Origin of the sequence: Staphylococcus argenteus, from assembly GCF_000236925.1 — a bacterium.
Classification (GTDB): Bacteria; Bacillota; Bacilli; order Staphylococcales; family Staphylococcaceae; genus Staphylococcus; species Staphylococcus argenteus.
Genome location: NC_016941.1, coordinates 2,552,140 through 2,572,182 on the forward strand (window position 1 = coordinate 2,552,140; position 20,043 = coordinate 2,572,182).

The 20,043-nt window shown below is 33.8% G+C and carries 19 protein-coding genes; 6 read left to right on the plus strand and 13 right to left on the minus strand.

Annotated features, from left to right (window positions below; all coding sequences use genetic code 11):
• Nucleotides 1-132: 132 nt before the first annotated feature.
• Entirely contained in the window at nt 133-336 is a 204-nt protein-coding gene (locus SAMSHR1132_RS12490) for a hypothetical protein (protein WP_001177185.1), read from the plus strand.
• A gap of 179 nt (nt 337-515) precedes the next feature.
• Nucleotides 516-1,451: a DMT family transporter gene (locus SAMSHR1132_RS12495; protein WP_014373910.1), complete on the plus strand. Its 936-nt coding sequence runs from the start codon at nt 516-518 to the stop codon at nt 1,449-1,451.
• A gap of 81 nt (nt 1,452-1,532) precedes the next feature.
• Here the strand turns inward: SAMSHR1132_RS12495 and SAMSHR1132_RS12500 are convergent, their stop codons facing one another.
• From SAMSHR1132_RS12500 to cidR, 8 genes are all read right to left on the minus strand, one after another.
• Nucleotides 1,533-2,501, minus strand: a complete 969-nt coding sequence (locus tag SAMSHR1132_RS12500; RefSeq protein WP_001228155.1) for an alpha/beta hydrolase fold domain-containing protein — start codon at nt 2,499-2,501, stop codon at nt 1,533-1,535.
• Nucleotides 2,502-2,647: 146 nt separating this feature from the next.
• Complete coding sequence (locus tag SAMSHR1132_RS12505; RefSeq protein WP_000240659.1) at nt 2,648-2,992, minus strand: thioredoxin family protein; 345 nt, start codon at nt 2,990-2,992, stop codon at nt 2,648-2,650.
• Between the two features lie 39 nt (nt 2,993-3,031).
• On the minus strand, nt 3,032-3,442 hold the full coding sequence (locus SAMSHR1132_RS12510; RefSeq protein ID WP_000206038.1) for an acyl-CoA thioesterase: 411 nt from the start codon (nt 3,440-3,442) through the stop codon (nt 3,032-3,034).
• A gap of 384 nt (nt 3,443-3,826) precedes the next feature.
• Nucleotides 3,827-5,893 (minus strand): glucose-specific PTS transporter subunit IIBC, encoded by a 2,067-nt coding sequence (gene ptsG / locus SAMSHR1132_RS12515; RefSeq protein ID WP_000473670.1) that lies wholly within the window; start codon nt 5,891-5,893, stop codon nt 3,827-3,829.
• Between the two features lie 300 nt (nt 5,894-6,193).
• Nucleotides 6,194-7,933, minus strand: a complete 1,740-nt coding sequence (locus SAMSHR1132_RS12520) for a pyruvate oxidase (RefSeq protein ID WP_001062644.1) — start codon at nt 7,931-7,933, stop codon at nt 6,194-6,196.
• A gap of 45 nt (nt 7,934-7,978) precedes the next feature.
• Nucleotides 7,979-8,668: an LrgB family protein gene (locus SAMSHR1132_RS12525; protein ID WP_001001008.1), complete on the minus strand. Its 690-nt coding sequence runs from the start codon at nt 8,666-8,668 to the stop codon at nt 7,979-7,981.
• The gene (gene cidA / locus SAMSHR1132_RS12530) at nt 8,661-9,056 is read right to left on the minus strand and encodes a holin-like murein hydrolase modulator CidA (protein ID WP_001174559.1); all 396 of its coding nucleotides are present in this window, start codon (nt 9,054-9,056) and stop codon (nt 8,661-8,663) included. Before cidA ends, SAMSHR1132_RS12525 begins: the two co-directional genes overlap by 8 nt.
• 238 nt (nt 9,057-9,294) lie before the next feature.
• Entirely contained in the window at nt 9,295-10,173 is an 879-nt protein-coding gene (gene cidR / locus SAMSHR1132_RS12535) for a cidABC operon transcriptional activator CidR (RefSeq protein ID WP_000351761.1), read from the minus strand.
• Nucleotides 10,174-10,339: 166 nt separating this feature from the next.
• On the opposite strand from cidR, the gene SAMSHR1132_RS12540 reads away from it, so the two are divergent.
• The gene (locus SAMSHR1132_RS12540) at nt 10,340-10,558 is read left to right on the plus strand and encodes a sterile alpha motif-like domain-containing protein (protein ID WP_000011686.1); all 219 of its coding nucleotides are present in this window, start codon (nt 10,340-10,342) and stop codon (nt 10,556-10,558) included.
• Nucleotides 10,559-10,977: 419 nt separating this feature from the next.
• Nucleotides 10,978-11,409 carry a CHAP domain-containing protein gene (locus tag SAMSHR1132_RS12545; RefSeq protein WP_000875615.1) on the plus strand — a complete coding sequence of 144 codons (432 nt, stop codon included), beginning with the start codon at nt 10,978-10,980 and terminating at the stop codon, nt 11,407-11,409.
• Between the two features lie 143 nt (nt 11,410-11,552).
• Here SAMSHR1132_RS12545 and SAMSHR1132_RS12550 read toward each other — a convergent pair whose 3' ends face one another.
• Nucleotides 11,553-12,830: a hydroxymethylglutaryl-CoA reductase, degradative gene (locus SAMSHR1132_RS12550; RefSeq protein ID WP_001190996.1), complete on the minus strand. Its 1,278-nt coding sequence runs from the start codon at nt 12,828-12,830 to the stop codon at nt 11,553-11,555.
• A gap of 253 nt (nt 12,831-13,083) precedes the next feature.
• Between SAMSHR1132_RS12550 and SAMSHR1132_RS12555 the strand changes: the two genes are divergently transcribed.
• Entirely contained in the window at nt 13,084-14,250 is a 1,167-nt protein-coding gene (locus tag SAMSHR1132_RS12555; RefSeq protein WP_000151981.1) for a hydroxymethylglutaryl-CoA synthase, read from the plus strand.
• 185 nt (nt 14,251-14,435) lie between these two features.
• On the opposite strand, the gene SAMSHR1132_RS12560 is transcribed toward SAMSHR1132_RS12555, so the two are convergent.
• On the minus strand, nt 14,436-14,957 hold the full coding sequence (locus tag SAMSHR1132_RS12560) for a methylated-DNA--[protein]-cysteine S-methyltransferase (RefSeq protein WP_000384651.1): 522 nt from the start codon (nt 14,955-14,957) through the stop codon (nt 14,436-14,438).
• Between the two features lie 408 nt (nt 14,958-15,365).
• On the opposite strand from SAMSHR1132_RS12560, the gene clpL reads away from it, so the two are divergent.
• Nucleotides 15,366-17,471, plus strand: coding sequence for an ATP-dependent Clp protease ATP-binding subunit ClpL (clpL, locus tag SAMSHR1132_RS12565; protein WP_001058995.1), 2,106 nt, complete (start codon nt 15,366-15,368; stop codon nt 17,469-17,471).
• A gap of 70 nt (nt 17,472-17,541) precedes the next feature.
• Here clpL and SAMSHR1132_RS12570 read toward each other — a convergent pair whose 3' ends face one another.
• The 3 genes from SAMSHR1132_RS12570 to SAMSHR1132_RS12580 are packed head-to-tail and all read right to left on the minus strand — an operon-like array spanning nt 17,542 to nt 19,958.
• Nucleotides 17,542-17,712, minus strand: coding sequence for a FeoB-associated Cys-rich membrane protein (locus SAMSHR1132_RS12570; protein ID WP_000217627.1), 171 nt, complete (start codon nt 17,710-17,712; stop codon nt 17,542-17,544).
• A gap of 12 nt (nt 17,713-17,724) precedes the next feature.
• Nucleotides 17,725-19,719, minus strand: a complete 1,995-nt coding sequence (gene feoB / locus SAMSHR1132_RS12575) for a ferrous iron transport protein B (protein WP_000432918.1) — start codon at nt 19,717-19,719, stop codon at nt 17,725-17,727.
• 11 nt (nt 19,720-19,730) lie between these two features.
• Nucleotides 19,731-19,958 carry a FeoA family protein gene (locus SAMSHR1132_RS12580; protein WP_000935796.1) on the minus strand — a complete coding sequence of 76 codons (228 nt, stop codon included), beginning with the start codon at nt 19,956-19,958 and terminating at the stop codon, nt 19,731-19,733.
• Nucleotides 19,959-20,043 lie beyond the last annotated feature (85 nt).

Here is a 20,043-nt window from a genome sequence, read left to right on the forward strand (position 1 = left end):
TTTCTGATAGGAATGATGATGACTTTCAGTTTGAACCTTTACTTTTTTTAATCTCAAATTTACATTAAATTAACAATGATTCGTTACACTTAAGTTGAAAATAATTACCATAACTAAATGGAGGCGGTATAGATGCAATTAAGTCATTCCGTTAAAGTTGCAATTTCTATCTATTTAGCACTTATCTTTATAACTTTCACTTCTTATTTAGTCATTATTTTATATACGAGCATGACTGGGCATGATGTGTCACATTTCGTGTTAGATATTCAGCATTCTCATCACGGAGCGCTTTCACAAAAACATTTGAGTTTGCCTGAAATTTCATTTAAATAATCCTCATCTTACTATCTATAAAATCCCATAACCTTTGTAGTTAAAATCCTCATCTAGATACTTACATCTTAGATGTTTTTTTATTTTTTCATTTCCCTCTCCTTTAAAAATCGATATAATAAACTAAATCATTATTGAGCACTGACATTTTTCAATTCGTCGGTGTTGAGTTTTAAGGGGTGAGATATTTGGCGAATAATCATTCAGCTTTGCGCTTAAAAGGTATTTTATTAGCAATAACAGGCGCGTGTTTATGGGGATTAGGTGGTACAGTTTCCGATTTTCTTTTTAAACATCATAATATCGATATCGATTGGTATGTCACTGCTCGACTTGTAATTAGTGGTATTTTCTTACTTATTATGTACAAAATGATGCAACCCAAACGTTCTATTTTTAGCGTGTTCCAAGATCGACAAATGCTAGGTAAATTATTGATTTTCAGCATACTCGGTATGTTAGTTGTACAATATGCTTATATGGCATCTATTAATACAGGCAATGCTGCTATCGCGACGCTATTACAATATATTGCACCTGTGTATATCATTGTTTGGTTTGTTTTAAGAGGTGTTGCTAAACTTACATTATTTGATGTACTTGCTATCGTCATGACACTAGTAGGCACATTTTTATTATTAACTAACGGTTCATTCTCTAACTTAGTCGTTAATCCTGCAAGTTTATTCTGGGGCATTTTAGCTGGTGTTGCACTTGCATTTTATACAATTTATCCATCAGAATTACTTAACCGCTATGGTTCGATTCTAATTGTCGGGTGGGCAATGCTTATTTCTGGCATTGCAATGAATTTACGTCATCCAATTTGGCAAATCAATATTTCAGAATGGGGATTATCTACAATTTTATTTTTACTATTTGGTATTATCGGCGGTACCGCACTCGCGTTTTATTTCTTTATCGACAGTTTACAATACATATCGGCGAAAGAAACAACACTATTCGGAACTGTTGAACCTGTAGTAGCAGTCATCGCAAGCAGTTTGTGGTTACATGTGGCGTTCAAATCATTTCAGATTGTCGGTATTATTTTAATTATGATTTTGATATTATTACTATCGCTTAAAAAACAACCTAAAGAAATACATGAATAAGAAAACTCTGATTATCACATTAGCAAGTAACTACTTTTTATAAACGTAGCTACATCATTTGTGATATCAGAGTTTTTTATTTTAGTCGATAATATTTTTAATTTGATATAAGAAACGTCGACGTTCAGGAATTGGAAATACTGGATAAATATGGAATTGGTAATACCCAGGTATAAAGTCATGTTCAATACCTTTCGCACTCAACAATTGCGATAAGTTCAAAGCATCTGGATACAGTACTTCTTTTGTGCCAACAGTTAATGTAATACGACCTAGACCATCTAAGTCACCATTAATTGGTGATACCTTGTAGTCGTCTAAAGGTGTGTCCCCTGCCCATTGTTCAGCTAAGAACACACTACCTTCCACACCTACCATTGGGTCTTTCTTTAAGTAGTCAGGAATTTCAGGATGCTGCATCGTTGCATCTAAAACTGGTGAAATTAATACAATATGTCCTGGTTGCACAATATGTTTTTCTTTTAATAATTGAGCAAATGATAAAGCAATTTGACCGCCCGCAGAGTCACCCATTACAACGATCTGTTTAGAATCTGCTACTTGATTCAATAAATCATGATATAGCTTTTCAAAAAGTACATACGTCGCTTGATAATCTTGATGCGGAATTTTCGGATACACTGGCATAATCACTTTAGCATCAAGTATTTCTGCAAGTTCATCAATAAATTCGAAATGAATTTTGAGTGGGTCTTGGAACCATGCGCCTCCATGTGCATATAATACCACTCGTTGATGCTTGTCTTCTTTATCATTAATGGTATAAACGGTTGAACCGTATTGCTTATCTACTGTTACTGGCATCTTAAATTGATAATTGGTGCCCTCATATTCACCTGCTGTCTCTGGCGCCATCTTTTCTAGTGCTTTCATTGCTTCTTCTTTATACATAAAACGACGCTTTGCTCTTGATAAACGTATACCTACCTCTAACATATAACTTTTCACACTGCGTTTTTCTTTAATTCTAATATGTGCGTATGCCGCTACTAAAAATGCAAACGCTAGTGTAGACCATTTTTTACGCATTTGTCGTCACTCCTCTTTGATGATTTCTACTATAGTATTAATGTACCATGCTGATTCTATTTACTACCAATATTTACTGGGAAATAAACGATGCTGTCCACACCACATTGAAAATAAAAGTTATTGGCGAATCACAAGTTACGATGTTACGTTTCACCTTTCTCGTGATTCAAACTATCATTCATTTGTTTAAGTTGGTGTTCAAAACGTTGCATATCGATAAAACGACCTTGTCGATGCATTTCTTTTCCATTCATAAAAATCAAATCAACAGGTACTGTAAATATATTCAATTCACCAGCAATGGCTCCCACATGACTTTGATTTATAACTGCTAACGGCACATTGGGATATGATTTCATCAAGTCTTCAATTTGTGGTAAGACCGCATGACAAACACTACATTGATCGCGCATGACATGTACGACTGCTAACGGATGCTGATTTATAAATGCTTGGAATGCTTCGACACTATTTAATTGCTTAACCATTTCGAACACCTTCTTACGTTTTTTATTTTAATACGGTAATTACTTTGAAGTTAAAATATCTTGAAATACTTGTGGAACACGTGTAATTTTCTTATCGCTCAATCGGTAAAAACCACCTGTCTGTGTACCAATGCAATGCACTCCACTTGGAGATACGATTTCAAACTTAAATACCCATTTCATTTTACTAGCTTTAACTAAATAAATGCGACCTACTGGTTTATCATGTATCGTTACTGGTACTTTGTATTCTGCTTCAGTTTTCATAAGTATAGGTGAAATGCCTTGGTTGATCATAGTTGAGTAATTCATATGCTGATTTATAAAAACTGTTCTCAAATCTTCGAACCATCTAATATAAACGATATTACTAACGACACCCATTGCATCAATGTCGTAACCATTCACTTCAATTTCTTTTTCTGCAACTAATAGACCTTCTGTTGTCATAATGACAAATCTCCTTATCTTACAAATAGATTTAAAATCATGTTAATTTATTTTTATTACTTTCATGATAAAAATACAAGCAATTGAACTTTATTACGGAAAATCAAACTTTTCAATGACGCTATTAATTTGGCAAGTCGCGAAGATGCATTTTTTTAAAAATCCGTCGAAAGTCCATTCACTTTTCACAAAAAACACCTACTCTATTTCATTGATATTTCGGTTATCCGTCGCTGTATATATATATAAATCTGTATATAAAAAGACAGTAGCCTATTTTAAACTACTGCCTTTTATGTGATATACATTTCAAAATCTACTTCGAGTACGAACTACGAATGATTAGAAGTTCATGCAATTGAAATACTTTTTCATATTTAATGATTATTTTACTATCATGATTAACTTACCTGGATCAACATCTTTTACGTCTTCAATCTCAAGTTTTTTGTCCTCGAGATTAGTAATAATAATAGGTGTTACAATACTTGGCGCATGCGCTTTTAAGTATGCTAAATTCACTTTCATTAACGGTTGACCTTGTGTCACTTTTTCATCCACATTAATTAGACTTTCGAATCCTTCACCATTCAGTTTCACTGTATCGATACCAATATGAATAAGTACTTCGACACCACTTTCAGATTCTAAACCTATCGCATGTTTTGTAGGGAAGATTGTTTTCACTGTACCGTCAAACGGTGCGACAATTTCACCTTTTTCAGGGATAAAGCCAACACCATCACCCATCATTTTACCTGCAAACACTTGATCAGGTACTTCTGATAATGGAATAATTTGGCCGACACCTGGTGCATAGATTTCTGTTGAACCAAGTGCTTCCACGTGAACTGGTTCATCTGACATTTCTTCTGTTACTGTCGTTTCACTTGGTTTCGTAATTTCACCGCTCATAATCTTCGCCATATCATGTTTAATTTGATCTGATTTTGGACCAAAGATAGCTTGCATATTATTTCCAACTTCTAATACACCTGATGCGCCTAAAGCTTTAATACCTGCTACATCCACTTTAGATTTATCAACCACTTCTACGCGCAGACGTGTAATACATGCATCTAAATGTTTAATATTTTCTTTTCCACCCATTGCATCTAATACATCAAATGGTAGTTTTGCGACACTTGAGTTACGAATTTCAGTTTCTTCATCTTCACGACCTGGTGTTTTCAATTTAAACTTACGAATTGCAAAATCAAATAAGAAGTAATACACAACAGCGTATACGATACCAACAGGAATAACTAACAACGCATGGCTACGATCCCAGTTTAATAAACCATATAAAATATAATCTATGAACCCACCTGAGAATGTCATACCAATTTTAACGCCTAATAAATGCATCACTAAGAATGACGTACCAGCTAATATTACATGGATACCGTAAAGTACTGGTGCTACAAATAAGAATGAAAATTCTAATGGCTCAGTGATACCAGTTAAAAATGCAGTTAATCCTGCTGATAGCATTAAACCACCAACAACTTTTTTACGTTCTGGGCGAGCATTTTTATAAATAGCAAATGCTGCCGCTGGTAAACCAAACATCATAAATGGATATTTACCTGTAGTAAATGCACCAGCAGTAAACGGAACACCATCTTTCAATTGTGCCATCCAAATACGTTGGTCACCACGTACTAATTCACCTGCGTGATTAGTATAACTTCCAAATTCAAACCAGAACGGCGAATAGAAAATATGATGTAAACCAAATGGAATTAAAGAACGTTCAATAATTCCGAATATAAACGTTGTTAATGTTAAATTTTTATTTAATAAGAAATTCGATAAACTATTTAATCCATCTTGGATTGGTGGCCACGCAAAGCTTAAAACCACACCTGTTGCAATTGCTACGACCGATGTCACAATCGGTACAAATCGTTTACCTGCAAAGAATCCTAAAAATGGTGGTAGTGTAATGTTATAAAATTTGTTGTAACACCATGCGGCTAATGCACCCATGATAATACCACCAAATACACCCGTTTGTAATGTTGGAATACCTAATACTAAGGCATGTGCTGGATCTTTCGCTGCTTGACTTAATTCTTTTGCACCCTTGGCATATGAGAAAATGTCATCAATTGTAATGTGCAACACTTTCCCCATTGTTGCATTCATAATTAAGTAACCTACTAGCGCCGCTAATGCTGCAACACCGTCTCCTCCTGCTAATCCAAGTGCTGTACCAACCGCAAATAATAATGGCAAGTTATCAAATACGACTTGTCCTGCTGCTTCCATGACCGACGAAATCATTACAATGATATCGTTTTTTAACCATGGTGCAATTTCTACTAATTGTTCGTTGTGCATTGCGTTACCAAACGCTAATAAAATACCAGCTGCTGGTAAAATCGCAACAGGTAACATTAATGCTTTACCGATACGTTGCAATTGTCCAAACAATTTCTTAAACATATAAACATCCCCTATCTCAATTTCCGCTTCCATGTACAAAAAAGCAGGCATGAACAAACAAGACTATCTTCATAGTACGGTTGTTTGCTCATGCCTGCATTACCAGTAACACGCAAGTGATATTTAATTCATAGCCATTATACATATTTATAAAAGCGTTTTCAACAACTTTTTTTAAATTTCACAACCTTTATCATGCGCATCTCTTTGTATATAAAAATAAAACGGTAACTTCTATTTAATTCAAACAGAAATTACCGTTATAACAGTTAAATTAAACTATGACAATCTTTCAATCAGTTATATGAAACGTTTTGCTGCAACTGAAATAGGTGGGATTTGATCTAAATCTAAATGTTTATCTTCAGTAATCGATCTGAATGCCCATTTACCGTAACCAAACGCTTCTTCATTTACAATTTTACCTGGTAATGGCGCTGCATTAGGATCAACATAAACATCTACAATTGTTGGTACATCTTGTGCTAGTGCCTCTTCTACAATAGCATCTACTTCGCTAGCACTTTTAATTGTATAACCTTTACCACCTGCTGCCTCAGCAAATTTCGCATGATCCATATCAGAGAAATCAACCGCATATTCTAATTCACCAGCAGCTTGTTGTTCATATTTAATAAACGCTAATTGCTTATTATTTAAAACAAATACTGTTAATGGTAAATCATATTGTACAGCTGTAGCAAAGTCTTGCATTACCATTTGGAATGCACCGTCACCAGCAATAGCGATGGCTTGTCGATTTGGATATGCAATTTTTGATGCCATTGCACCTGGAAGACCGCAACCCATTGTACCTAACCAACTTGAAATGATGAACTTATTATTTACACCTAAGTTTAAATAACGCGTTGACCAAACAGTTGCTGTACCAACATCTGCTGAAATCACTGCATCATCTTTAATAAATTGATTGATTGATGCCATTAATCTTTCTGGACGTAATGGTTTACTATTATTATTTTTATCTTGTTCCATCCATTTATCCCAAACCGCTTTACGTTCTAACGTTTTGTTTAAGAATGGTCTCTCAGCAACATGTTTAATATTTTCAGTTAACTGATGCAAGGCAATTTTACTATCTCCCACAATACCTACGTTAATATTGAAACGGTGCCCGATATTTTTAGGGTTTGTATCAATTTGAATTGCTTTAATATTCTTCTTAGGTAAGTAATCTACATATGGATAGTTTGTACCAACCATAATTAGTAAGTCAGCATCCTGCATCGTTTGATATGATGTTTTCGTTCCAATTTTACCCAAGTTACCTATACTGTATGGATGATCATCAGGTAATATCGTTTTAGCAGGTAATGTATGAACGACTGGAATTTTAGCCGCTTCAATAAATGCGCGTAACTCATCTTTCGCCTGTTTCGCACCAACACCAACTAACATAACTGGCTTTTTACTTTTATTAATTAATTTAACAGCTTTTTTGATGTCTTTATATTTTGGTGATACAACTGTTGGTCTAGACGTATCAACTGGTTTATTTGTTGTATCTTTAATTTTTTCAGTTAATAGGTCATTAGGACAAATAACAACAGCTACACCCTTTTGTTCATAAGCTGTACGAATCGCTTCATTAACGATTTCAAAAACATTGTCACCTTTTTCAATCTGATGATTAAAAACAGCCACATCTTCACATAATTTTTGTAAATTTGCTTCTTGGAATGCTTTAGTTCCAAGTGCTGTACTATTCGTTTGTCCAGATAAAATTAATTGTGGTACGTTATCCATTTTGGCATCGTACATACCATTTAATAAATGGATTAAACCAGGTCCACCAATACTTAATGCAACACCGATTTTACCTGTAAGTTTCGTATAACCCGCAGCAGCTAAACTTGCTACTTCTTCATGACGTACATGATAAAATTTGAATTGATCTCTTACTGTACGCAAACTATCTACTACTGCGTCAATTGAGTCTCCCGGAATACCATATAAATGATCTATATCCCATGCTTGTAGTGCTTTTACTAATGCTTCATTCGCTTTAATTTTTGCCATTATTACTAATAGCCTCCCTTTCTGTTTATCATTTTAAGTTTCTAATTAATAGAATAATAAAATTAGAACAGGTATTAACACTGAACTAATAACTGCAGTTAAAATCATCCCTATTGAACTAAATGCACCTGATTCTATATCCATTTCTAGTGCTTTAGCTGTGCCAAAAGCATGTGACGCATTCCCATACGTTAAACCTTTAGCAATAGAAGATTCAAATCTTCCAAATCGTAATAACATCGATCCTAAAATACTTCCAATTAAACCAGTTGTGATAATAAAGAGCACGGTCATCGTATCTGTGCCACCTAATTCATGTGACACTTCAATACCAACAGCGGCTGTGATTGAACGGGGCAATAACGTTACTATGACATCTTTTGAATAACCAAATGCTTTAAGTGTTAAGAACACTAACATGAAGTTAAGCATGACGCCAGTTAATACACTTGCAAAAATGATGGAAACATTATCTTTAATTTTCTCTCTATTTTTATAAAGAGGGTATGCTAAACATACGACCGTTGCATTTAAAATATGGTTGATCCAACTGCCACCTTTCATATACCCGTTATAACTAATTCCAAAGATAAGTAATACAAAAATAATACCTAAAGATGCAATTAATGCTGGATTCAAAAATGGATTCGGATATTTTTGTTGTAATCTTTTAGCGAAATAATATAAAACGACAGTCAACAAAATCATTAAACATGCTTGTAGATAATCATTCATATGCATCTATACCTTTACGATGTTTATGTTTAGTAAACATTTTTTCAGCAATAAAGCCTGAAGATAATGCAACGATACATGTACCTATGATAATGACTGCAAAGAAGAGTATATAATTAAGCGTGATTTCAGAAGCAACATCCATAATACCTACAACTGATGGTATAAAGAAAAACACCATTGTTTTTAATAAAAAGTTTGCACCATCTTCTACCCAAGATAGCGGTACAATCTTAAATTGTAATAGTAAATAAAATAAAAATAGACCAACAATGCTGCCGGCTAAAGGAAGATGGAAAATCTTTTGAATTTCTGTGCCAATATAAGTAATCACTATGATGATTCCTAGTTGTAATAGCAGTTTGATTATTAATTGGACTTTTTGCATGGCGCCATCCCTTTCTAAATATGTCTAAATTGTTACAATATCTATTATAAGTATGACTAACGCTTTATAAAAATACTCTTTTTTTATGATTTATATTACTATTTTCTATGGAAACGCTATCCATATTTCACTTCATTTTTATAATAAAAAACACTTATCATTTAAGACTGTAATTCAAATTACCATCACATCTTTTTAAAATGTAACGTCTTAAATAATAAGTGTGTTTATTTATATTTTAACCTAAACGATCCTTTAAAAATTCAATCCATTTTGTCGTAGCGTGGCTTAACTGTTTATCCTTTTTCCAAACGACACCTAATTCCCAATGAACATGTGCATCTTCAATGCGTAATAATTTTACATCTCCGTTCAATTGTTCTGAAATTGATGTCGGTAAAATACTTATGCCTAATTCATTTGTGACTAAATCTTCTATCACATGCCATTGTGAAATTTGCGCAACAGTATTCGGAACAAAGCCAACGTTTTTAGCATTTTCAATAATTTTATCATTCAAGTAAAAGTCTTTATTAAATAAAATGAAATCTTCACCTGCTAAATCTTCGAGTTTAACAGTTTCATATTTTGCGAGTCGATGCTCTCTGCTCACGATAAGTCGCAAATCTTCCTTATCTAAGGTAGTATAATCGAAAATGTGATGATCGACTGGCAATGTTGTCACGCCAATATCCACTTCGTCATTAATAATTTGCTGTTCAATTGTCTTTCCACCATTTTCAATTAAATTATAAGTTACATTTGGATATTGTTGATGAAACGCACCCAGAATATTAATAAGAATTTTCATATTCATGACTGCAGACATTCCCATATTAATATGTCCTGTTTCAAGTCCATTCAAACGTTCCATTTCAGATGGTAAATAATCATATAACGCAACAATTTCTTTACTTTTCTCATAAAAAATCTGGCCTGCATCTGTAAGTATTAAATGTCTTTTACTTCTATCAAATAAGGGCGTGCCCATTTCATTTTCAATATCTTTTATGGCCTTACTAATCGTTGGTTGTGCAATGTATAATGATTTTGATGCATTAGTCATACCACCTTGCTTAACCACTTCAATAAAATATTTCATATGTTTGATATCCACTAACATCATCCTAACTATTTCAACGCGTTTATTTCATTATACACAACTTCTTCAACTTTCAATAAATTTAGATTTATGAAATTGCTTTATAAAAATTTTTATGTAAAATGCACATTCTTTTATGGTATTATGTTAATGGCTCAAGTATATTAATCGAGGTGAGGTATTGAGCTTTTACGAATTTATGCAAAATTTTCTTGGTGATGACACACCATTAGGTGAATTGGTTGATTGGATTAATCAAGATAGCAATTTCCCTAGAGAAGTGAAGAGCCATAGTGAAATATTGTCATATTTTCGAACAAATCCATGTCCTGAAAGCATCTCAGTACCTGTAATTAAACGGGCACTATCAGTTTTCAACCAATTCACAAATGTACAATGATACATGAATACATGGAGTCACATCATCTCATGTTAGCGCTCTACTCGTAGGGCGCTATTTTTATTGTCCAAAAGTAAAGATTCATTCTGCTAATATGTACAATTTTAATGTCTATTCAATACTTACATAATAAATTCAATAATGACTTTTACATCTAAATGTCAAACTCATTTGCCACGAATCCAACATTTTAATCATACTTGTAATTTCTTATATTATTTTCAAATATAGCCAATTTAATTCTCTACCACACATTTGCATTTTTCATGAAAATTTCCTTTTTTATTACAATTTAACACTTTATATGACAGCGATATTACAGTTACTTTTATTGTTGATTGCTCGCATTGTATTCTAAAAAAATTCAGTTTATGATAATTAACGTTGAATATAGAAAAAATTTAATTTGGGAGATAAAAATGAAATATAAAAAGATACTTATTCGTTTATTAATTACTTTTGCAGTACTTTTCACAGCAGATTTTACATATCAATCCGTCGAACAAACTCACCAGTCTCATGCCGCAGTAAATTATTATAGTAAAAATCAATGTACATGGTGGGCTTTTCAACGTCGTGCACAAGTCGGTAAACCTGTTTCTAATAGATGGGGCAATGCTAAAAATTGGTATAATAACGCACGTAAATCAAAATATGCAACTGGTCGTACACCAAGAAAATTTGCTGTCATGCAATCAACTGCAGGATATTATGGACATGTCGCAGTTGTCGAACAAGTATATAAAAACGGTAGTATTAAAGTTTCAGAGTACAATTTTTATCGCCCATTAAAATATAATACACGCGTGTTAAGTAAAAAGGCGGCACGTAACTATAACTATATCTATTAATTAAAAAACTTCTATCACGAACGCTTCAATTTCCTGTATGCGTGTGATAGAAGTTTTTATTTTTTGTTCATATTGATTTATTTAAACGCAACCAAGTGATGCATTGACATGAACTTTCATTTAAAATCGCTATTCGCAATTTACTATTGTCGTCTAAGTTCTTGTAAAATACGTTCCGCTGCTTGTGTATTCGCGCGAGGTTCTTTTTTCAAAGCTTCCGCCACTAGTGCAATTTCATCACCTTTTGCCCCTACAACGATAGCTAATGATTTATATTGTAAGCTCATGTGACCTTGTTGAATACCTTCTGACACTAGTGCACGACATGCCGCAAAGTTTTGTGCTAATCCTACCGCCGCTACTACATGCCCTAATTCTTGAGCTGTATCTACATTTAATAACTCTAAAGAAGCTTTAGCTATTGGCAATACTTTCGTACCACCACCAACAATTGCTAATGTCATTGGCACTTCTATTGTACCAATTAAACGTTGACGTTCTTGATCATATCGCCATGTAGCAATACCGCGATACTGACCGTCACGACTTGCATATGCATGCGCACTTGCTTCCGCACCACGTGTATCATTTCCCGTCGCTAAAACGACTGCATGAATGCCATTCATAACTCCTTTATTATGTGTTGCTGCACGATGAATATCAACTTGCGCTAGTATAGAAGCACGTTCCATTCTTTTGGCTACTTCTTCGCCAGATCTGTCGCCTCTCGTTAAGTCATCAACATCAATCTCACCTTGAACCTTAACTACGGATGCAGTCGCATGATTTGATAAAATACTCATTAAAATATCACTTTGTGGAAATTCATTTTTTAAATAAGCTGTAATAGACTCTAAAATAGTATTTAACATATTAGCGCCCATTGCATCTTTAGTATCAACAAACACTTTTAATGATAGTAGTTGTTGTTCTGGAAATGTATCAATAGCTATACGTTGATAACCACCACCACGCGCTTTAATAGATGGATATGCCTCATCCGCAATTTTATGAATTTGCTTTTCTAAAGATTTAATGTCTGCTGATAATTTTTCAGTATCCTCGACACCATCAAAGACGATTTGGCCTATCATAATACGCTCTGAAGATACAGTTTTAAATCCGCCAGTCTGATTAACTAACTTAGCGCCATAACTTGCAGCGGCAACAACTGAAGGTTCTTCTACCATCATAGGAACAACATAAGACTTTTCATCCACAATAATATTCGGTAGTAAACCAACTGGTAATGCGCCTTGTGCTATCACATTTTCAATCAAACTATTGGCTACTTCTTCATCGATTAATGGATGATTCAGTAAAATGTCGAATTGTTCTTCTGATAACCATTTCTTATCAACCAATTGTTGTAACTTTTCTTTACGAGATAAATGTCGAAAATTCTTATCTAAACTTTGCATGGACATACTCCTTTTACTTCACATAATTTTTAACATTACAATCACTACTATTTTTACCACAAAACGATGTCATCCGTCTTAAAATTTAATTGAATTATTGTCGTTTTGACTATAGAATAAAACAAAGCAAATTAAAACGCTTACAAGAAACGTCAAATCATTTTTAAATTTAGTATATTTCTTTGTATAAAATTAGCATATTCTGATATGATACAAGTGTTGCTTTTATAAATTTGAAAGGATGTAAAACCTTATGACAATAGGTATCGATAAAATAAACTTTTACGTTCCAAAGTACTATGTAGACATGGCTAAATTAGCAGAAGCACGCCAAGTAGATCCAAACAAATTTTTAATTGGTATTGGTCAAACTGAAATGGCTGTTAGTCCTGTAAACCAAGACATCGTTTCAATGGGCGCTAACGCTGCTAAGGACATTATAACAGACGAAGATAAAAAGAAAATTGGTATGGTAATTGTGGCAACTGAATCAGCAGTCGATGCTGCAAAAGCAGCTGCTGTGCAAATTCACAACTTATTAGGTATCCAACCATTTGCACGCTGCTTTGAAATGAAAGAAGCTTGCTATGCTGCTACACCAGCAATTCAATTAGCTAAAGATTATTTAGCGACAAGACCAAATGAAAAAGTATTAGTTATTGCCACTGATACAGCACGTTATGGATTGAATTCAGGCGGCGAGCCAACACAAGGTGCTGGCGCAGTTGCGATGGTTATTGCACATAATCCAAGCATTTTGGCATTAAATGAAGATGCTGTTGCTTACACTGAAGACGTTTATGATTTCTGGCGTCCAACTGGACATAAATATCCATTAGTTGATGGCGCTTTATCTAAAGATGCTTATATCCGTTCATTCCAACAAAGCTGGAACGAATATGCAAAACGTCAAGGTAAATCATTGGCCGACTTTGCATCACTATGCTTCCACGTACCATTTACAAAAATGGGTAAAAAAGCATTAGAGTCAATCATTGATAACGCTGATGAAACAACTCAAGAGCGTTTACGTTCAGGTTATGAAGACGCTGTAGATTATAACCGTTATGTCGGTAATATTTACACTGGATCATTGTATTTAAGTTTAATTTCATTACTTGAAAACCGTGATTTACAAGCTGGTGAAACAATCGGTTTATTCAGTTATGGATCAGGTTCAGTTGGCGAATTTTATAGTGCGACATTAGTTGAAGGCTACAAAGATCATTTAGATCAGGCTGCTCACAAAGCATTATTAAATAACCGTACCGAAGTATCTGTTGATGCATATGAAACATTCTTCAAACGTTTTGATGACGTTGACTTTGACGAACAACAAGATGCTGTTCATGAAGATCGTCATATTTTCTACTTATCAAATATCGAAAATAACGTTCGTGAATATCACAGACCAGAGTAGTCTGTACATTTAAAGGACATTTAATAAATCCGTGAAAAAAGCAGTAAGGTATTTTCTAATTGAAAATAATCTTACTGCTTTTCTCTATTTATAATACTTCGTCTTGAAGGAATTCGCTAAGCCTGCGTGGAATATTACATTAACATTTTTTATAGTTAGAATTTTTATGACGTATTCTATCAACGTTAAGGCTTCGTGCTATGTTTAGGTATATATAGTCCAGCCATGTCTATATTCTCCAACTCTAACAACTTAATTTTATTGTTAATTGTTCCACCGAATCCTGTTAAGCTACCCGTTTTACCGACAACACGATGGCATGGCACGATAATTGACAGAGGATTACTACCTACGGCACCTCCAACTGCTTGTGCTGACATTTTCGGCTTATCAAGTAGCTTTCCTACTTTTTTAGCAATTTCTCCATACGTTGTTAATGTCCCATAAGGAATCTGCCTTAATTCATTCCAAACACATTGTTGAAAATGGCTACCTGTTGGCGTTAAAGATATTGTGATTTCAGGGTTGTCACCTTTAAAATACGCGTCTAACCATTGTGCCGCATCTTTAAATATCGTTAAAGATGCACGTTCTTCTCTCGTACCATTATCTTGTTGATTTTCAAATAAAATTGCAGTTAAACTTTCACCATCACTCACAAGTTCCAATCGTCCAACCGGTGAATCATAATAGCACTTATAATCCATAAAAATGCCCCCTTTTTTCTAATCATACGCTTTAATTGTTACGTTCGAAAATATTTATACCTCAATGATTTAATTTTAAAAATAGTTGCCAATCAAATTTATAGATCACACTATGTCAGTAATCACTATGAGTAATACAGAAAAATATCGCACGATACAATCTATTCATATGCTTTGTAAACCAAATCTTAAATTAAAATATTGAAAATGCGTCAGATCATTAATATTTTATTAAACATACATTCTGTCATTAAAAATAACACACAATATTCATAAAATTTTAAAAATATTCTGTTTTACCATCTGTTATTAGTGGAAAAATACAATTGCAATTGTTTATAGTTTGCATAACGCTTCAAAAGTAATTTCTTTTTTGTTTAGTTCAAAAAAATTTAGAGGTGATATTAAATGAATAACGGTTTTTTCAATAGTGACTTTGATTCAATTTTTCGAAGAATGATGCAAGACATGCAAGGTACAAATCAAAGTGGTAATAAGAAATACTATATTAATGGCAAAGAAGTTTCACCCGAAGAACTAGCGCAACTCACGCAACAAAGTGGCAATCACTCTGCCGAACAAAGTGCGCAAGCTTTTCAACAAGCAGCACAAAGACAACAAGGACAACAAGGTGGCAACGGCAATTATTTAGAACAAATTGGTCGTAACCTTACACAAGAAGCACGCGATGGTTTATTAGATCCAGTCATTGGCCGTGATAAAGAAATTCAAGAAACTGCTGAAGTCTTAAGTAGACGAACTAAAAACAATCCTATATTAGTTGGAGAAGCTGGTGTTGGTAAAACTGCGATTGTTGAAGGTTTAGCACAAGCAATCGTTGAAGGAAATGTACCGGCAGCAATCAAAGACAAAGAAATTATTTCTGTAGATATTTCATCATTAGAAGCCGGAACACAATACCGTGGTGCTTTTGAAGAAAATATTCAAAAGTTAATTGAAGGTGTTAAATCTTCACAAAATGCCGTACTATTCTTTGATGAAATCCATCAAATTATCGGTTCAGGTGCTACAGGAAGTGATTCAGGTAGTAAAGGCTTATCCGACATTTTGAAACCTGCATTAAGTCGTGGCGAGATTTCAATTATTGGTGCAACAACACAAGATGAATATCGAAACAATATCCTTAAAGACGCTGCGTTAACTCGCCGTTTTAATGAAGTACTTGTAAATGAACCTAGCGCTGAAGATACAGTTGAAATTTTAAAAGGTATTCGTGAAAAATTCGAGAAACACCATCAAGTAAAATTACCAGATGATGTGTTAAAAGCATGTGTGGACTTATCAATTCAATATATCCCACAACGGTTATTACCAGATAAAGCGATTGATGTATTAGATATTACAGCAGCTCACTTATCTGCACAAAGTCCTGCAATTGATAAAGTAGAGACTGAAAAACGCATTTCAAATTTAGAAAATGATAAACGAAAAGCAGTTAGTGCTGAAGAATATAAAAAAGCTGATGATATTCAAAACGAAATCAAATCATTGCAAGATAAATTAGAAAATAGCAATGGCGAACATACTGCAGTTGCTACAGTTCATGATATTTCTGATACGATTCAACGATTAACTGGTATTCCAGTATCTCAAATGGATGATAATGACATTGAACGTTTAAAAAACATTTCTAATCGTTTAAGAAGTAAAATCATCGGTCAAGATAAAGCTGTAGAAATGGTTTCACGTGCCATTCGTCGTAATCGCGCTGGGTTTGATGACGGCAATCGTCCAATTGGTAGCTTCCTATTTGTCGGTCCTACTGGTGTGGGTAAAACAGAACTTGCTAAACAACTAGCAATTGACCTCTTTGGTAACAAAGATGCGCTTATCCGACTTGATATGAGTGAATACAGTGATACAACTGCTGTTTCAAAAATGATAGGTACAACTGCTGGCTATGTCGGTTACGATGATAATTCAAATACATTAACTGAAAAAGTACGTCGTAATCCGTATTCAGTCATTCTATTTGATGAAATTGAAAAAGCAAACCCACAAATTTTAACATTGTTATTACAAGTTATGGACGATGGTAATTTGACAGATGGCCAAGGTAATGTCATTAACTTTAAAAATACAATTATTATTTGTACATCAAATGCTGGATTTGGAAATGGCAATGATACTGAAGAAAAAGATATTATGCATGAAATGAAAAAATTCTTCCGTCCTGAATTCCTTAACCGCTTCAACGGCATCGTTGAATTCTTACATTTAGATAAAGATGCATTACAAGACATCGTCAACTTATTATTAGACGATGTACAAACTACATTAGATAAAAAAGGTATTACGATGGACGTTTCTCAAGATGCTAAAGATTGGTTGATTGAAGAAGGTTATGATGAAGAATTAGGTGCGCGTCCATTAAGACGTATTGTTGAACAACAAGTACGCGACAAAATTACAGATTACTATTTAGATCATACAGACGTTAAACATGTGGATATAGATGTTGAAAATAATGAATTAGTCGTGAAAGGTAAATAATGATACTTTAACATATAGCGTATCAAAAAAATGAGCATCAGGTCGCCCGTACCTGTGCTCATTTTTTTAATTATTTCCCTGGAAAATGTTTTACTACCTGTTGTTCTGTACTACAACAATCGTTGTCTATTTCACAAGTACCACATTTCCCTTGCTTAGAACGTTTGAAAAATTTAACCAATGTATAAAAAGCATATCCGAAAATCGCTAAAAATATCAAAATATTAATCATTACTGTCATTTCAACCACTCCTTAAACAAATAAATGTCCAACTTGATAAAAGATAAATGTTAAAACATAGGCAGTCAATAATGGATATACCACTGCGAGTACTGTCCATTTCCAAGAATATGTTTCCTTACGAATTGCTGCCACAGTAGAGACACATGGGATGTATAACAATATAAAAATCATAAAGGCATACGCAGATAATGGTGTGAATTGATCTTGAATGACATGAATAAGCCCAGCATCACCTGATGAATAAATAATTGCCATTGAACTCACAATAACTTCTTTTGCCAAAAACCCTGGAACTAACGTAGCACCAGCTTGCCATGTTCCAAATCCAAGCGGTTGCACTAACATACCAAAGAAGCTACCAACCATATGTAAAAAACTGTCGTTAATATTTACATTGATGCCATGTGGACCAACATAACTTAAAAGCCATATCACTACTGAACCGCCAAAAATAAATGTACCTGCTTTACGAACAAATCCCTTAGCCTTTTCCCAAGTACTACGCCACAATGTTTTAATTGATGGGACACGATACGTCGGTAATTCCACAATAAATATTGCATTATCATTTTTTAAAACCGTCTTAGTAAGTACTGTACTTACTAAAAATGCTATGACAATGCCTAACACATATAAACTAAGTACCACTAATGACTGATTCTCTTTAAAAAAGATACCTACGAATAATGCATAAACAGGCAGTCTTGCTGAACATGACATAAATGGTGCAATTAAAATGGTTGTTAGACGTTCTTTTTCGTTTTCAATACTTCGCGCAGCCATCACGCTTGGAACATTACAACCAAATCCGATAATCATAGGTATAAATGACTTTCCACTTAAACCAAATGATTCCATGATACGATCCATTAAGACAGCTATTCGTGCCATATATCCGGAATCTTCTAATAACGATATAAAGAAAAAGAGCACGACAATTTGTGGTACAAAAACTAATACAGAACCAACACCTGCAATAATGCCATCAGTAATTAAATCTTGTAAAAAAGGTATCAGACCAAGGTAGCTCATGGCACTCTTAACACCGTCCGTTAATGTTCCTCCAATGAATGCGTCAAGTTGATCAGATAATGGTGTACCTATCCATGTAAATGTCGTTTGAAAAATTAACCACATAATTCCTAAAAATATTGGTATACCTAAGTATTTGTGAGTTAATATTTTATCTAATTTCGTACTGAAAAATTGTTTATCATCATCTGGATATGTCACGATATCTTGTAACAACATATCAATGAATTGGTTGCGAATACGTTCCATTTCACGGCGAATTGTTGTTCCATTCAACTTCTGAATTAATCGTTGACGAATCGTTAACAGTTTATCTAATAAATGTTGGCTTAATTCCTTTGTAATTTGAACATTGTCTAAAAGGTATTGAATTGCAATAAATCTTGATTCATAGTTTGAATGCGTTGTTTCCGCCATAATAAACTGACAAATATCTTTAATAGCACTTTCAATCATTTCACCATAATTGAGTTTAAAATGTGGTTGTGCCTCTTCCCCTAAATATTTAATTTCTCCGAGTAAATGATCGGTACCTTTACCTGTGCGAGCAACAACTGGGAAAATAGGCGTTTTCAACTTTTTCATCAATTTATGATAATCAATATGTATCCCCCGTTTTGTTGCTACGTCGATCATGTTCAGTCCGATATACATTGGTTTGTTTAATTCTAGTAATTGGATAGTCAACTGCATATTCCTCTTTAGTTGACTCGCATCAACGATATTTATCATTCCTGTAAATTGATTGTTTAACAAATAATCCGTAACAATCGTTTCATCTACAGAGATTGGCGACAAATCATATGTACCTGGCAAATCAATTAATTCCCCTAAATGATGTTTTAACTTCCCTACTTTTTTCTCTACTGTTACGCCACTCCAGTTTCCTACATACTCGTAAGAGCCAGTCAACGCATTAAACAACGATGTCTTTCCGACATTGGGATTACCTAATATGCAATAATTTTCCATCTGTCAGACTCCTATTCTTCGAGTGCAATGCAACATGCGTCGCAATGTCTAATACTTAGTTGTTGACCATTAATTTCAATAATACATGGCCCTTTAAATAAACATTTTTGCTTAATCTTAATTGTTGAGCCATCCGTCAAACCGAATGCACTTAAGCGATAAAGCATATTCATATTATTAATATCAATTTGTTTAATTTTATAAATTTTGTTTTTTTCACCATTTCTAACGTTTAACATACTGTTTCTCACTGCTATTAGAAATAATAATCATTATCACTTAGAAATGATAACCCTTAAAATTATAGCGCGCAATAATTTCGTT

Bases quoted from the DNA above. Each gene is read 5' to 3' on its own strand.
- SAMSHR1132_RS12490 (WP_001177185.1), top strand. From the start codon at position 133: ATGCAATTAAGTCATTCCGTTAAAGTTGCAATTTCTATCTATTTAGCA.
- SAMSHR1132_RS12500 (WP_001228155.1), bottom strand. From the start codon at position 2,501: ATGCGTAAAAAATGGTCTACACTAGCGTTTGCATTTTTAGTAGCGGCA.
- SAMSHR1132_RS12505 (WP_000240659.1), bottom strand. From the start codon at position 2,992: ATGGTTAAGCAATTAAATAGTGTCGAAGCATTCCAAGCATTTATAAAT.
- SAMSHR1132_RS12510 (WP_000206038.1), bottom strand. From the start codon at position 3,442: ATGACAACAGAAGGTCTATTAGTTGCAGAAAAAGAAATTGAAGTGAAT.
- ptsG (WP_000473670.1), bottom strand. From the start codon at position 5,893: ATGTTTAAGAAATTGTTTGGACAATTGCAACGTATCGGTAAAGCATTA.
- SAMSHR1132_RS12520 (WP_001062644.1), bottom strand. From the start codon at position 7,933: ATGGCAAAAATTAAAGCGAATGAAGCATTAGTAAAAGCACTACAAGCA.
- SAMSHR1132_RS12525 (WP_001001008.1), bottom strand. From the start codon at position 8,668: ATGAATGATTATCTACAAGCATGTTTAATGATTTTGTTGACTGTCGTT.
- cidA (WP_001174559.1), bottom strand. From the start codon at position 9,056: ATGCAAAAAGTCCAATTAATAATCAAACTGCTATTACAACTAGGAATC.
- SAMSHR1132_RS12545 (WP_000875615.1), top strand. From the start codon at position 10,978: ATGAAATATAAAAAGATACTTATTCGTTTATTAATTACTTTTGCAGTA.
- SAMSHR1132_RS12550 (WP_001190996.1), bottom strand. From the start codon at position 12,830: ATGCAAAGTTTAGATAAGAATTTTCGACATTTATCTCGTAAAGAAAAG.
- SAMSHR1132_RS12555 (WP_000151981.1), top strand. From the start codon at position 13,084: ATGACAATAGGTATCGATAAAATAAACTTTTACGTTCCAAAGTACTAT.
- SAMSHR1132_RS12560 (WP_000384651.1), bottom strand. From the start codon at position 14,957: ATGGATTATAAGTGCTATTATGATTCACCGGTTGGACGATTGGAACTT.
- clpL (WP_001058995.1), top strand. From the start codon at position 15,366: ATGAATAACGGTTTTTTCAATAGTGACTTTGATTCAATTTTTCGAAGA.
- SAMSHR1132_RS12570 (WP_000217627.1), bottom strand. From the start codon at position 17,712: ATGACAGTAATGATTAATATTTTGATATTTTTAGCGATTTTCGGATAT.
- feoB (WP_000432918.1), bottom strand. From the start codon at position 19,719: ATGGAAAATTATTGCATATTAGGTAATCCCAATGTCGGAAAGACATCG.
- SAMSHR1132_RS12580 (WP_000935796.1), bottom strand. From the start codon at position 19,958: ATGTTAAACGTTAGAAATGGTGAAAAAAACAAAATTTATAAAATTAAA.